General features: G+C 65.5%; 16 protein-coding genes. 7 read left to right on the top strand and 9 right to left on the bottom strand.

The features are described 5' to 3' along the window. Window positions 1–127: 127 nt before the first annotated feature. On the top strand, window positions 128–1156 hold the full coding sequence (locus ROA7023_RS06650; RefSeq protein ID WP_085878235.1) for a LacI family DNA-binding transcriptional regulator: 1029 nt from the start codon (window positions 128–130) through the stop codon (window positions 1154–1156). A gap of 90 nt (window positions 1157–1246) precedes the next feature. On the opposite strand, the gene ROA7023_RS06655 is transcribed toward ROA7023_RS06650, so the two are convergent. Together ROA7023_RS06655 and ROA7023_RS06660 are read right to left on the bottom strand one after the other, a co-directional pair. Then, on the bottom strand, window positions 1247–1606 hold the full coding sequence (locus ROA7023_RS06655) for an HIT domain-containing protein (RefSeq protein ID WP_085878236.1): 360 nt from the start codon (window positions 1604–1606) through the stop codon (window positions 1247–1249). Window positions 1607–1614: 8 nt separating this feature from the next. Continuing rightward, a complete protein-coding gene (locus ROA7023_RS06660; RefSeq protein WP_085878237.1) occupies window positions 1615–3192 on the bottom strand; it encodes a DUF5928 domain-containing protein in 1578 nt (525 codons plus the stop codon). Between the two features lie 152 nt (window positions 3193–3344). On the opposite strand from ROA7023_RS06660, the gene ROA7023_RS06665 reads away from it, so the two are divergent. From ROA7023_RS06665 to ROA7023_RS06675, 3 genes are read left to right on the top strand one after another with little or no spacing between them, the layout of a single operon-like run. Continuing rightward, window positions 3345–4163 carry a sulfotransferase family protein gene (locus ROA7023_RS06665; protein WP_085878238.1) on the top strand — a complete coding sequence of 273 codons (819 nt, stop codon included), beginning with the start codon at window positions 3345–3347 and terminating at the stop codon, window positions 4161–4163. Window position 4164: 1 nt separating this feature from the next. Continuing rightward, the gene (locus ROA7023_RS06670) at window positions 4165–4563 is read left to right on the top strand and encodes a DUF3052 family protein (protein ID WP_085878239.1); all 399 of its coding nucleotides are present in this window, start codon (window positions 4165–4167) and stop codon (window positions 4561–4563) included. Window positions 4564–4585: 22 nt separating this feature from the next. Next, complete coding sequence (locus ROA7023_RS06675; protein ID WP_085878240.1) at window positions 4586–5302, top strand: hypothetical protein; 717 nt, start codon at window positions 4586–4588, stop codon at window positions 5300–5302. A gap of 34 nt (window positions 5303–5336) precedes the next feature. On the opposite strand, the gene ROA7023_RS06680 is transcribed toward ROA7023_RS06675, so the two are convergent. Together ROA7023_RS06680 and nth are read right to left on the bottom strand one after the other, a co-directional pair. Next, window positions 5337–6323, bottom strand: a complete 987-nt coding sequence (locus ROA7023_RS06680; RefSeq protein ID WP_085878241.1) for an adenosine kinase — start codon at window positions 6321–6323, stop codon at window positions 5337–5339. Then, window positions 6320–6964 carry an endonuclease III gene (gene nth, locus ROA7023_RS06685; protein WP_085878242.1) on the bottom strand — a complete coding sequence of 215 codons (645 nt, stop codon included), beginning with the start codon at window positions 6962–6964 and terminating at the stop codon, window positions 6320–6322. The genes ROA7023_RS06680 and nth overlap by 4 nt, the downstream gene beginning before the upstream one ends. Before the next feature lie 94 nt (window positions 6965–7058). On the opposite strand from nth, the gene ROA7023_RS06690 reads away from it, so the two are divergent. The 3 genes from ROA7023_RS06690 (at window position 7059) to ROA7023_RS06700 (ending at window position 9664) form a co-directional block, all read left to right on the top strand. Further along, on the top strand, window positions 7059–7904 hold the full coding sequence (locus ROA7023_RS06690; protein WP_085878243.1) for a methylated-DNA--[protein]-cysteine S-methyltransferase: 846 nt from the start codon (window positions 7059–7061) through the stop codon (window positions 7902–7904). Window positions 7905–8037: 133 nt separating this feature from the next. Beyond that, window positions 8038–8700, top strand: a complete 663-nt coding sequence (locus ROA7023_RS06695; RefSeq protein WP_085878244.1) for a YiaD family glycine zipper/OmpA-like lipoprotein — start codon at window positions 8038–8040, stop codon at window positions 8698–8700. A 196-nt stretch (window positions 8701–8896) separates the two neighbouring features. Further along, window positions 8897–9664, top strand: coding sequence for a FadR/GntR family transcriptional regulator (locus ROA7023_RS06700; protein ID WP_085878245.1), 768 nt, complete (start codon window positions 8897–8899; stop codon window positions 9662–9664). Between the two features lie 118 nt (window positions 9665–9782). Here the strand turns inward: ROA7023_RS06700 and ROA7023_RS06705 are convergent, their stop codons facing one another. From ROA7023_RS06705 to ROA7023_RS06725, 5 genes are all read right to left on the bottom strand, one after another. After that, window positions 9783–10343 (bottom strand): F0F1 ATP synthase subunit B, encoded by a 561-nt coding sequence (locus ROA7023_RS06705; RefSeq protein WP_085878246.1) that lies wholly within the window; start codon window positions 10341–10343, stop codon window positions 9783–9785. After that, entirely contained in the window at window positions 10340–10906 is a 567-nt protein-coding gene (locus ROA7023_RS06710; protein ID WP_085878247.1) for a F0F1 ATP synthase subunit B', read from the bottom strand. The genes ROA7023_RS06705 and ROA7023_RS06710 overlap by 4 nt, the downstream gene beginning before the upstream one ends. A gap of 77 nt (window positions 10907–10983) precedes the next feature. Then, entirely contained in the window at window positions 10984–11220 is a 237-nt protein-coding gene (locus ROA7023_RS06715; RefSeq protein WP_085878248.1) for a F0F1 ATP synthase subunit C, read from the bottom strand. Between the two features lie 67 nt (window positions 11221–11287). Then, window positions 11288–12067: a F0F1 ATP synthase subunit A gene (locus ROA7023_RS06720; protein WP_085878249.1), complete on the bottom strand. Its 780-nt coding sequence runs from the start codon at window positions 12065–12067 to the stop codon at window positions 11288–11290. Further along, on the bottom strand, window positions 12042–12383 hold the full coding sequence (locus ROA7023_RS06725) for an AtpZ/AtpI family protein (protein ID WP_234992069.1): 342 nt from the start codon (window positions 12381–12383) through the stop codon (window positions 12042–12044). The genes ROA7023_RS06720 and ROA7023_RS06725 overlap by 26 nt, the downstream gene beginning before the upstream one ends. Window positions 12384–12438: the final 55 nt, after the last annotated feature.

Genomic DNA, 12438 nt, shown 5'->3' on the forward strand with positions numbered 1-12438 from the left:
GATCGCCTCACGTATCGTCCCCTCCCCGATCCAATGCCGATATTCCAAACACGATTCTGCTTGTGGTAATATTATTAGCAATATTTATTACCAAAAGGCAAGCCCTGGTGGAAATCAACACAGTATAATGAAATACAAGGGAAAACCGCAGAAGGCCCGGGTCACGATGAAGGACGTGGCCCTGCAGGCCGGCGTGTCGCAATCCACTGTGTCCTTCGTTCTCAACGGGCTCGAGGACATGCGCATCAGCCGCGAGACCCGCAAGCGCGTGATGGCCGCGGTCGCGGAGCTGGGCTATCGCCCCCGCGGCGCCGGCCGGCCGCCCAGGACCGTCGGTCGCGGCGTGATCGGCATGATCTTCGACGAGGTCGCAACCAGCCCCTTCGCCGCGATCTCCGTCGAGGGAGCGCAGGAAGAGGCCTGGAAAAACAACGTGATGCTCGAGGTCGCGATGACGGGTGGCGATGCGACATACGAGAACGAGATCCTGCGGAAATGGGCTCAGGACGACGTGGTCGGCGTCATCTACGGCTCGATCCTCACGCGCGAGGCCAGCCCCCCAGAGATGCTGGCCCGCCACCGCGCGGTCCTGCTCAATTGCCACGACCCCGAGGAACGCTACGCCTCGGTCGTTCCGGCCGAACGGCGGGGCGGAGAAGTCGCCACCGCCGCCCTCATCGCCGAGGGGCACCGCCGGATCGCCTTCATCTCGGGCGAGCCCTGGATGGACGCCTCCGATCAGCGCATGGAGGGCTATGAGCGCGCCCTGCGCCAGGCCCGCATCCCGGTCGACCCTTCGCTGATCGTCGAGGGAAACTTCCTGCCCTCGGGCGGGCGTGAGGCGACGCTCCGGCTGATGTCCGCCCCCGCCCGCCCCGACGCGATCTTCTGCGCCAACGATCTCACGGCCATCGGCTGCTACGAGGTGCTCAAGGAAATGGGCGAAACCGTCGGGCAGACCATCGCCGTCATGGGCTACGACGACCAGGAAATCGCCCAGCACCTCTCCCCCGCCCTCTCCACCGTCCTGCTGCCCCACCGCGAGCTCGGTCAATGGAGCGTCGACTACCTGCTCTCAACCAGCACGGAGCGGCCGCAGGAACGGATGGAGTGCCCCCTCGTCCTGCGCGGCTCGCACCACAAGCCCGCCGCCTGACCGCCCGGGCGGGCCCCCTCCTTCATCTTGGCCGAAAACTCCCGCCGGAGGCTCCGACCCCGCAATCCGTCCGTCGGCCGGTCCGGCGCCCTAACCCAGCAACGGGCCCAGGGGACGGCCGGCCAGGATATGGACGTGGAAATGGGGCACTTCCTGCATCCCGTCCTCGCGCGCGTTCATGATGGCGCGGAATCCCCCTTCGACCCCGGACATCTCGCAGACATCGCCGACGGCGCGCCAGAAATCCAGGATCTCGCCGTCAGGGGCGGCGGCCAGGAAATGGTCCAGCGTCATGTAGGCGCCCTTCGGGATGACCAGCACATGCACCGGCGCCTGCGGACGGATATCGCGAAACGCCAGGCTGTGCTCGGTCTCGTGGACCTTGTCGCAGGGGATCTCGCCGCGCAGCAGCTTGGCGAAGATGTTCTCGGGGTCGTAGGTGAATTCCATGGGTGTCCTCAATCGACAAAAAGATGGTTGGTCTCAGCGATGCCCCGTGCGACCTCGTCCGATACGGTCAGAAAGCTCTGGAGCGCCCCGGCGTTTTGCTCGATCGACCAGGTCTCCCCGATCCGGCCGTGATTTGCGAAGCCGCCGTCGCGAATCCGCTCACTCTCGTAGACGACGTCGTGGCGGATCGTGGGCAGCAGCCGGTCGATCGTCTCCCGGCTGGCGCCGGCGCCGGCCAGCCCGACCCTCTTGGCATGGCCGATCAGGTACTCGTCGGTGAAGGTGCAGCGCACCTCCAGCAGCCGCGTGGTCGACCGATCCGAGTAGAAATCGCGCATCAGGTCGATGGAGGAGGTGTCGAGGCAGATAATCAGCCTGTCCGTGTCGAAATACTCGAACAGCATCCGCATCAACGCTCGCCTGTGCCGGGTCCGCTTGCCCAGCGTCGTCTGGATCCCGCCGAGGTCCGGCAGCCAGGCGGTCTCCTCGTTGAACAGATATTCGATGGCCGGAATGTTGGTGTGATGCTTGATCGACCCCACCAGCCGCTTTGCCACGTGCCATTTCTTGCAGGCCACGATCAGCAATTCCTTGTCTCGGCCCAGCGACGTCTCCGTCTCCCAGAACCGGGGCGCGAACCGCCGCCCGATACGCCCTCGTCCGGTGAGGAACTGAAACAGCCGCCGCCCCTCGTTCGAAACCGTGAAATCCTGCTGGTCGGAGGCATAGAGCATCCCCAGCCGGCGCCGCAGATCGGAGGCCTCGGGGCTGATCTTGCGCGCGAAAAGCGCGTCCTGGCTCAGCAGCAGGTCGTATTGATCGTTGTAGAAGGTCACCGGCATCCCGTAGTCCGAGAACATCAGGAAGGTCAGCGTCCGCGTGATGATCTCGGGCTCGGGCACCAGGTGGCGCACCAGAGTCTGAAAGAACGTCTCGTCCGGGATCCAGGTGGTCTTGAAAAAGCGCATCACGTCGCGCCGCTGGCGGGTGAAATCCAGGATCCACTCGATCGTGCGGCGCCGCAGGCACCACCATTGGCTGCCGATCATGATCTGCAGGTCCGCCGGCACGTCGCGCTTCAACCCCAGCCTGCGCTGCATCCAGAACGAGGTGTAGAACAGCTTCTTGTGCGTGCGCTCGTTGAAATAGTGCCGGTATGCCAGCCGCTCTTCCTTGATGCCGGTCTTGATCCAGTCGCTCTCGAAGAAATCGAAGCTTTCGATATAGTCGACGTCGCGGTCGTCCAGAAACCGGTGGGCATAGGCCGCCGACTTGATCGCCATGCAATCGCCCGACAGCATGTAGAAATGGGTCGCCCGCGGAAACGCCTCGACCGCCGCCTCCAACGCGTTGAGCGTGGCCTGCACGAGGCTCCACTCTCCCCAGCCGCATCTGACGCGCCGCCGCGAGAAGGTCACGTTCGGGTTGTCGGCCAGGGCATCGCGGATCTTCTGATGGGCCTGCGCCGAGGCGCTGGCATCGAAATGGATCGCGATGTAGTCGCCCACCGCCGTCAGCTGACGCGCCTGCAGAATGATCCCGTCCGGGTTCTTGTGACACAGAAGAATAAAGGCAACTTTCGCCATTTGCCCTGCTATACGTCCATCATAAGGCCCCCGTTCTGCCCTAATAACGTGAAGGGCCGTTGAATAGACAGGGGTAGTTTGCGATTTTGTGACGACGGGTCGATCGAGGTCGGCCGGCACCAAGGTCGGCAGTGAAACATGAGGCAGCGAATATGGGTTTTCCCGGCACCTGGATGACGCAGAGCGAGAGCGTGGTCTACCGCGTCGTGCCGAAATGCGCCTGCTCCACCATCGGCCAGATCATGTATTACTCCGATCACGGCAGTTTCTACGACGGCGATATCCACGACGCCGAGCAGGGCCTGCACAAATGGGCGATGGAAGACAGCCAGCCCGTGATCACCGACAACGTGACCGCGCATCGCAGCTATGCCTTCACCTGCGTGCGCAATCCCTACACCCGCATCCTGTCATCCTTCTTCGACAAGATCTGCGGCATCCAGCGCAACGGCAAGCGCTACCGGGGCAACCTCGTCCCGCTTCTGGTGCAGAAATACGGGATCGAGGTCGGCAGCCCCGAGGACGGGTTCGAGTTCGACCAGGTCAAATCGTTCCGCCGCTTCCTGCTGTTCGCCCGCGACACCATCCGCTGGCGCCGCCCGATGGAGCCTGACATCCACTGGTCGGCCATGTCGGGCCATATCTCGACGTTCATCGTCAATGGCGGGCGCTACGACCACATCTTCTGGACCGAGATGTTCAATGAAGGCATGCAGGTCGTGCTCGACAACATCCCCGGGGCCAATGACGTGGTCCTGTCCGAGATCCCCCGCTTCAACGAGAGCGAGGGGCACGGCCCGAAACGTGCCCACCCGGTCGAGGATTACTTCGACGATCTGTCGATGCACCTCGTCTACGAGATCTACAAACGCGACTTCAATCTGTTCAAATACGATTTCGAGAACCCCGCCAACAAGATGCCGATCGGCGAGATCGACCTCGACGAGGTCCACGCGAAGCTCGGCGAATGACATGGCGGGGTATTCGGGCACCCCGTTGTGGAAGAAGCTGGGCCTGAAAGACGGGATGGCGGCGGCCGTGCTCGACCCGCCCGACCATTACGCGCAGCTTCTGGCGGGCGGCCCGGCCGCGACCTGGGGCCCGCCGCGCGACGGCATGGGCTTTCTGCACCTCTTCACCGCGCGGCGTGACAGGCTGGCCGAGACATTGCCCATGGCGCTGTCCCGCATGGCGCGGGACGGAATGATCTGGATCAGCTGGCCAAAGAAGGCATCCAAGCTACCTTCCGAAATCACCGAGGACGTGGTGCGCGAGGTGGCGCTTCCCATGGGCCTCGTGGATGCCAAGGTCTGCGCGGTGGATGAGATATGGTCGGGACTGAAACTCGTGATCCGCAAGGAATTGCGCTGACCCCAGGGCGGGAGCCTGTCGGGTGATCGCCCTGATCCTGGGCAGCGGGCCCAACGTGATCGAGAGCCAAGGCTGGCCACGCGCACCATTCGACCGCGTGGTCGCGATCAACAACGCCTGGCGCGTGCGGCCCGACTGGGACGACCTGATCTTCCCCGAGGATTTCCCCGACGAGAACCGCCCCGCCACGCTGTCAAAAGGCCAGCGCTTGATCGAGGCGGACCGGTTCGTGCCCGCCCAGAACCGTCTGGGCGGCTTTGTCTACGCGGGCGGCACGATGGCCTTCACCGCGGGCTACTGGGCGCTGGACGCCCTGCGGCCCCGGGTGATGGCCTTTCTGGGCTGCGACATGGTCTATGGCGGGTCCCGGACGCATTTCTACGGCACTGGCACGGCGGATCCCCTGCGTCCCGATATCACGCTGCGCTCGCTGGAGGCCAAGTCCGCGAGGCTGATGGCCGTCGCCGCCCGGCAAGGCTGCGCGGTGGTGAACCTGTCGCGGGCCGAGAGCCGCCTTGTCTTCCCCCGGGCGACACCTGACGCGCTGACCGGCCTGCGCCCCCTGGCGGGGGACCCGCACGCGGTGCGCCGTGCCCTCGACCGGGAACAGGCGGCCGGATACATGGCGCCCTCGGGGCGCTACTGGGAAGAAGCCGAGCGTTTCGACACCCGCGTCATCGACGAGATCGACGCGCTGTGGCTTCGCACGCTCGCCTCGCCGGCCGAAGCCGCGGTCTGAGAGGAGAGGCTGCGAGGGTGGCCTTTGCGCCTGCTCACAGGCCGTGATTGCGGAACAATTCCTTGAGGTCGGCCTCGGGCCGGGCACCGTAATGCGAGATCACCTCGCGCGCGGCGATCCCGCCCATGCGGCCGCAGGTCATCATGTCGTGCCCCAGGACCAGCCCGTAAAGGAAACCGGCCGCGAACTGGTCGCCCGCGCCGGTCGTATCCATCGGCACGATCTTGTCCACCGGCACATCGGTGCGGTGGCCTTCGCGGATGATCGTGTCACCATTGCCCGACCGGGTGCAGACCACCAGCGAACAGGCCTCGGCCACGCGCCGCAGGTCGGCCTCCAGGTCGTCGTTCTGGTAGAGCGAGCGGATCTCGTCCTCGTTGCCGATGACGAAGTCGAGCTCGTTCTCGATCAGGCGCTGGAAATCCTCGCGGTGCCGCTCGACGCAGAACGGATCCGAGATGGCGATGCCGGCCTTGCCGCCATGGGCGCGACAGGTCCGGGCGGCCTTGATGAAGGCCTCCTTGCCCTTGTCCTTGTCGAACAGGTAGCCCTCGAGGAACATCACCTCGGTATGGGCGGCCACATCCTCGGACACGTCGTCGGGCCCGATCTCGGCCGAGATGCCGAGGTAGGTGTTCATCGACCGCTCGCCGTCCGGCGACACGAAGATCATCGACCGGGAGGTCGGCAATTCACCGTCTGGCACCGGCGGGTTGACGAAATCGGTCCCGTCGCCGGCCATGGCCTCGGCATAGAAGCGGCCCAGCGCATCATCCCGCACCCGGCCGATGAAGGCGGTGCGCAGGCCCAGGCTACCGATCCCGGCCAACGTGTTGGCGACCGAGCCGCCGGGGGCCTGGGTCCGACGTTCCATCGCGCCATAGAGGACCTCCGCCCGCTCGCGTTCGATGAGCTGCATGATGCCCTTCTCGATCCCCATGTGGTCGAGAAAGCTGTCATCGGTCCGGGTGATGACATCGACGATGGCGTTGCCGATCCCGGCAACCTGATACTTCTTCATAGGGTCTTGTCCTCGAACTGACAGAGGTCGCGGATCAGGCAGGCCCCGCATTTGGGCTTGCGCGCGACACAGATGTAGCGGCCGTGCAGGATCAGCCAATGGTGCGCGTGCTGTTGAAAGTCTACGGGGACGTTATCCTCGATCGCCCGCTCGACGGCGTCGACGTCCTTGCCCGGCGCGACCCCCGAGCGGTTGCCGACGCGGAAGATATGCGTGTCCACCGCCTGCGCCGGGTAATGCCACCACATGTTCAGCACGACGTTCGCGGTCTTGCGCCCGACACCCGGCAGAGAGATCAGCGCCGCGCGGGAATTGGGCACCTCGCCGCCGTATTCCTCCACCAGGATGCGCGACAGCTTGATGACGTTCCTGGCCTTGTTGCGAAAGAGGCCGATGGTCTTGATATGCGCGGTCAGCCCCTCTTCGCCCAGGGCGAGCATCTTTTCGGGGGTATCGGCGATCTCGAAGAGTTTCGCCGTGGCCTTGTTGACGCCAGCGTCCGTCGCCTGCGCCGACAGGACGACGGCCACCACCAGCGTGAAGGCGTTGACGTGATGCAGCTCTCCCTTCGGTTCGGCCTCGGCGGCGCGGAACCGGGTGAAGATCTCTCGGACCGTCGCATAGGGGAGCTGTTTCACCATCCCCCGCGATATGCCGCGTGGCGATCGGGGCGGCAAGGCGGGATGCGCAGGAACCGGGTCGCGGAGCCGGCCGCGCGGCCCTAAAGTCACGACCATGGATATGTCAGACCAGTATCACTATGCCGTCGTCGCCCGCGCGATCCGGATGATCGACGCCGCCGACGGGCCTCTCTCGCTCGAGCAACTCGCCGGGGCGATGACGATGAGCCCCGCGCATTTCCAACGCGTCTTCTCGCAATGGGTCGGGGTCAGCCCGAAGCGGTATCAGCAATACCTGACCCTTGGTCACGCCAAGGGCCTTCTGGCCGAGCGGTTCAGCACGCTGGCCACCGCAGACGGCGTGGGCCTGTCCGGCTCGGGACGGCTGCACGACCTGTTCCTGCGCTGGGAAGCCATGAGCCCCGGGGAATTTGCCCGCGCGGGCGCCGGGCTGGAAATCCGCTGGGGCTGGTTCGACAGCCCCTTCGGCCCGGCGCTCGCCATGGGCACGGACAAAGGCCTCTGCGGTCTGGCCTTCGCCGCCGAGACCGGGCCCGAGGCCGCGATGGACGACCTCTGTGCCCGCTGGCCCGAGGCATCCTTCGTCGAGGCGCCCGACAAGCTGCGCGGCTGGGTCGAGGTCGCGTTTGGCGGTCGCGGTGAGGTGCCGCTGTTCCTCATCGGCCGGCCGCTGCAGATCAAGGTCTGGGAGGCGCTGCTGCGCATCCCCTCGGGCCATGTCACAACATACACGGAACTCGCCCGCGCGACCGACAGCCCGAAGGCCGTGCGCGCGGTCGGCACTGCGGTGGGGCGCAATCCGATCTCGTTCCTGATCCCCTGCCACCGGGCCCTTCGCAAATCGGGGGCGCTGGGCGGGTATCATTGGGGCGTCGGGGTCAAGCGGGCGATGCTCGCCTGGGAATCCGCCCGGGCGGACGCGATCGCTGGCGGGCCTTGATCCGCGCATTCCGGCGCAGAATGGCTCATTTCCCAGCCCGATCGCCGCTGATATTGGATATCATGGCCAAATCGCCGATATCCAAGTCAGACGGGCGATCGAATCCCGCTGACAGGAACATGAAAGCCAACACATGAATATCAGACAGACCACTCTCGCCCTGACCGCGGGCGCGATGACACTCGCCGGTTGCTCGGACATGCGCAGCCCGGACAACCCGAACCGCAACACCCAGACCGGCGCCGCCGCCGGCGCGATCTTCGGCGGCCTGGTGGGTGCTGCGACCTCGGCGGGCGAGGATGCCGACGAGCGCCGCCGCCGGATCCTGGGCGGGGCGGCCATCGGCGGGGCGCTTGGTGCCGCGACGGGCTACTCGCTCGACCGGCAGGAGGCAGAGCTGCGCCGTTCCATGGGCAGCCAGGTCGACATTCGCAACACCGGCTCCAACCTTATCGTGACGCTGCCGCAGGATATCCTCTTTGCCACCGACAGCGCGACGCTGACCGGGGCGCTGCAGTCCGATATCTCGGCGCTGGCCAACAGCATGAACACCTATCCGGGCACCACAATCACTGTCATCGGGCACACCGACAACACCGGTGATGCGACCTACAACCAGAACCTCTCGCGCCGCCGGGCGCAGGCCGTGACCTCTGTGCTGATCTCGAACGGCGTGGCGCCGGCCCGGATCAACACCATCGGCCGCGGCGAGGAAGCCCCGGTCGCGGACAACCTGACCGATGAGGGCCGCCGCCAGAACCGGCGCGTCGAGATCATCATCAACCCGCCGGCCTGAGCCGCAAGGGCTCGGACCTCAGGTTCGCCGGGGCGCCGCATCACCTGCGGCCCCCGGACCGCGACACGGACAACCACCCGCCGATGCCCCTTTCCGGCCGGGTGCGCCCCCTCCCGATCCCATGGCCTTCGGCGGGTGCGCGGATTGCGAAACGCCCGCTCCGGTCATATGATCTGACCAATCAAGCGGGGCGGCCATGCCATTTGAGAAGATCCAGCCCGACAGGCTTTCGCACGGTGTCGTGCGGCAGATCGAGCTTCTGATCCTGCGGGGCATCCTGCGCCCCGGCGATCGCCTGCCCCCGGAGCGGGAATTGTCCGAACGGCTTGGCGTCTCGCGCCCGTCCCTGCGGGAGGCCATCGCGGAGCTTCAGGCCGGCGGCCTCGTGGTCACCAAGGCGGGCGCGGGGGTCTTCGTGGCCGATGTGCTCGGCTCGGCCTTCTCTCCCGCGCTGGTGCGGCTGTTCTCGTCGCATGAGCAAGCCGTCTTCGACTACGTGGCGTTCCGGCGCGACATGGAGGGGCTGGCGGCATGGCGCGCGGCAGAGCACGGGTCAGACACCGATTTGAAAGTCATCGGCAAGGTCTTCGCCCGGATGCAGGCCGCCCATGCCAAGAAGAACCCAGCCGAAGAGGCCGGCCTGGATGCCGATTTCCACCTCTCGATCATCGAGGCGAGCCACAACGTGGTGATGCTGCACATGATGCGGTCGATGTATCAGCTGCTGCGCGAGGGCGTCTTCTACAATCGCCAGGTGATGTTTCGGCAGCGGGCGACCCGGGACCAGCTGCTCGACCAGCATAGGTCGATCAACGACGCGCTTCAGCTGCGAGACAGCGCGGCGGCGAAGGCAGCGGTCGAGCGGCATCTCGACTTCGTCGAAAGCGCGTTGGTGTCACAGGCCCGGACCGACCGGAACGAGGCCATCGCGACGAAGCGGCTGGACCACGAGAACCAGCGCTAGGGCCCAGCGCTAGCGCCCAGCGTCAGGGCAACGGCGCCGACATCGAAAAAGGGGCCCCGCGATGCGGAGCCCCTGATCGCCGGCCCCTTGGGACCGGTCGGATGGTCGCAACGCCGGATCAGTGAAGCTTGCGGTCGGCCTCGTCGATGGCCGCGTCGATCAGCTTGTTGCTCTCGCTGGCTGTCATCTGGTCAGCGATTACTTGACGCGCGGCGGCGACCGCGACGTTCACAGCCTGGTTGCGCACGTCGCGCACAGCAGAGGCTTGGGCGCTTTCGATCTGCTCTTCGGCGGCCGCGAGACGGCGCGCCACGGAGCTCTTGATATCGTCTTTGGCCTGGTCCGCCGCGCGGGAGGCCTCGGCGCGCGCATTCTCGACGATGCGATCGGCCTGCTCCTGCACCTCTTTCTGCTTGCGCTCGTAGGAAGCCAGAAGCGACTGCGCCTCCTCGCGGAGCGCTTTGGCCTCGTCGATCTCTTTCGAGATCCCGTCCGCCCGCTCGTCGAGCATCTTGGCGAGCATGCCTGGGACCTTGAAGTAGATCAGGACCGCGATGAACAGGATGAAGGCCAGAAGCACCACGAAGTCGGTGTTCGTCAGCGAAAAGAACACGTCGCCCGCGGCGAAGGCCGGGCTCGCCGCGAGGGTCGCGGCGATGGCGATCAGGATGGCTCTCATCTGTCTTGTCCCTTCATCCGCTCTGTCACGGCCGCCTCGATGGCCGCGTCATCCGCGCCGCCGCCCAGCGCCGTCACGATCTCGCGGGCCACGTCGGTCGCCACTTCGTGCACCGCGTCCATCGCGCCGGCGCGGATCTCGGCGATCGCCTTCTCGCTTTCGGCGGTCTTGGCGCCGATCTGCTCATCGGCCGTGGCAAGCTCCTTGTCGAGCTCGGCCTGGATCGTCGCGCGTGTCTCTTCGGCGATCTTGTTCGCTTCGGAGCGGGCATCGGCCAGCGCCTGCTGGTAGGCCGCTTCGGCCTCCTGCGTGCGCAGCTTGAGATCTTCGGCCGCGGCGATGTCGTTCGAGATCGTGCCCGTACGCTCGGCTAGGATGGCGCCGATACGCGGCAGGGCCACGCGGCTGAGCACGAGATAAATCGCGACCAACGTGACCACGAGCCAGAAGATCTGGTTCGGGAAGGTCGAAAAGTCGAGTTGCGGCATGCCGGGCCCACCGGCCGCCTCGGCGCCGGTCGCGGCCTGGTCGAGGCCTTCTGCGGCTTCGGTCGTTTGCGCCATGTCGTCCCCCTGGAACCTCTATGGGAACCGGGCGGGCATCGCTGCCCACCCGGCCGTAAGGATCAGCCGAGGATGGCTCAGACGGCGAACATCAGCAGCAGCGCGACGAGGAACGAGAAGATCCCCAGCGCTTCTGCGAACGCGATGCCGATGAAGAGGGTCGCGGTCTGCGAGGCAGCCGCCGAAGGGTTGCGCAGGGCGCCGGCGAGGAAGTTGCCGGCGACGTGACCCACACCGATGGCGGCCGCGCCAGACCCGATGCCGGCCAGACCGGCACCGATGAATTGACCCATGCTTGCGATATCGCCTTCCATGACATTGTCTCCTTACGATGGAATTGGCTGAGATTTCGGAGGGCGCACCGTTGGCGCACCCCCGTCGTTAGTGATGCGGGTGCAGTGCGTCGCGAAGATACACGCAGGTAAGAATGGTGAACACGTAGGCCTGGATGAAGGACACCAGCACCTCCAGCCCGTAGATCGCAGTGATCGCGACCACCGACAGTGGCGCCACGGCGGCGATCGCGGCAAAGCCCGCGAAGACCTTCATCACCGCGTGGCCTGCCATGATGTTGCCGCCAAGACGAATGGAGTGGCTGACCGGGCGCACGAAATACGAGATGAGCTCGATGATCGCCAGGATCGGGCGCAGCGCAAGCGGTGCCGAGCTGACCCAGAACAGCGACAGGAACTTCGCCCCGTTCAGCACGAAGCCAAGGACCGAGACCGTCAGGAAGACTGCCAGGGCAAGCACGGCCGTCACGGCGATGTGCGACGTGGTCGCGAAACTGGTCGGGATCAGGCCGAGGAAATTGGCGAAGACGATGAACAGGAACAGCGTGAAGATATAGGGGAAGTATTTCAGCCCCTCCTTGCCGGTCACGTCCTCGACCATCTTGTGCACGAAGCCGTAGGCAAGCTCTGCCACGGACTGGAGCCGGCTGGGAATGGTAGCACGGCGCGACGTGCCCAGCACGAGCAGCCCGAAGATGCAGAGCACCGCCAGCGCCATCCACAATGTCACATTGGTGATCGTGTACCAGTGAATCGGGCCGTCGCCGAAGAGCGGCTCCACGATGAACTGGTCCAGCGGGTGGAAAACCAGCCCGCCCTCTTCTCCGCCATGCGCGTCGGTTTCAGTCGCCACGTCTGTCGTCCCCATCTTTACCGGCCTCGCCGGCCAGTTGCTTTTCCTGCGCTTCCTGTGCCGACCGCATCATGGTCTTCACGCCGGCCGCGAAGCCGAGGAATATGAACAGCACCATGAGGATCGGCTTGGTGCCCAGAAGGCTGTCCAGACCGTATCCGATGCCGAAACCGATCCCGAGACCGGCCACAAGTTCGATCACCATCCGCCAGGCAAGCTGGGCTTGGGAATAATGCTCCTCGGAATGCGGTCTGGCTTCGGGTGCGCCCTTGGCCTGCCGGATACGCTCCTCAAGAGCTTTCAGGCGATCAGCGTCGGTGGGCTCTTTCAACCAGACCTCCCCTCGGATGTCGCCACTGTGAGTATGGTCTGGACCGCCGCGAGTC

The organism is Roseisalinus antarcticus (genome assembly GCF_900172355.1).
GTDB classification, from domain to species: domain Bacteria; phylum Pseudomonadota; class Alphaproteobacteria; order Rhodobacterales; family Rhodobacteraceae; genus Oceanicola; species Oceanicola antarcticus_A.

What these genes read in the sequence shown, in the direction of transcription:
- ROA7023_RS06670 (WP_085878239.1), top strand. Translation starts at nt 4,165, where the DNA reads ATGGCGGGGTATTCGGGCACCCCGTTGTGGAAGAAGCTGGGCCTGAAA.
- ROA7023_RS06680 (WP_085878241.1), bottom strand. Translation starts at nt 6,323, where the DNA reads ATGAAGAAGTATCAGGTTGCCGGGATCGGCAACGCCATCGTCGATGTC.
- ROA7023_RS06705 (WP_085878246.1), bottom strand. Translation starts at nt 10,343, where the DNA reads ATGAGAGCCATCCTGATCGCCATCGCCGCGACCCTCGCGGCGAGCCCG.
- ROA7023_RS06710 (WP_085878247.1), bottom strand. Translation starts at nt 10,906, where the DNA reads ATGGCGCAAACGACCGAAGCCGCAGAAGGCCTCGACCAGGCCGCGACC.
- ROA7023_RS06665 (WP_085878238.1), top strand. Translation starts at nt 3,345, where the DNA reads ATGGGTTTTCCCGGCACCTGGATGACGCAGAGCGAGAGCGTGGTCTAC.
- ROA7023_RS06690 (WP_085878243.1), top strand. Translation starts at nt 7,059, where the DNA reads ATGGATATGTCAGACCAGTATCACTATGCCGTCGTCGCCCGCGCGATC.
- nth (WP_085878242.1), bottom strand. Translation starts at nt 6,964, where the DNA reads ATGGTGAAACAGCTCCCCTATGCGACGGTCCGAGAGATCTTCACCCGG.
- ROA7023_RS06720 (WP_085878249.1), bottom strand. Translation starts at nt 12,067, where the DNA reads ATGGGGACGACAGACGTGGCGACTGAAACCGACGCGCATGGCGGAGAA.
- ROA7023_RS06700 (WP_085878245.1), top strand. Translation starts at nt 8,897, where the DNA reads ATGCCATTTGAGAAGATCCAGCCCGACAGGCTTTCGCACGGTGTCGTG.
- ROA7023_RS06715 (WP_085878248.1), bottom strand. Translation starts at nt 11,220, where the DNA reads ATGGAAGGCGATATCGCAAGCATGGGTCAATTCATCGGTGCCGGTCTG.
- ROA7023_RS06650 (WP_085878235.1), top strand. Translation starts at nt 128, where the DNA reads ATGAAATACAAGGGAAAACCGCAGAAGGCCCGGGTCACGATGAAGGAC.
- ROA7023_RS06660 (WP_085878237.1), bottom strand. Translation starts at nt 3,192, where the DNA reads ATGGCGAAAGTTGCCTTTATTCTTCTGTGTCACAAGAACCCGGACGGG.
- ROA7023_RS06655 (WP_085878236.1), bottom strand. Translation starts at nt 1,606, where the DNA reads ATGGAATTCACCTACGACCCCGAGAACATCTTCGCCAAGCTGCTGCGC.
- ROA7023_RS06695 (WP_085878244.1), top strand. Translation starts at nt 8,038, where the DNA reads ATGAATATCAGACAGACCACTCTCGCCCTGACCGCGGGCGCGATGACA.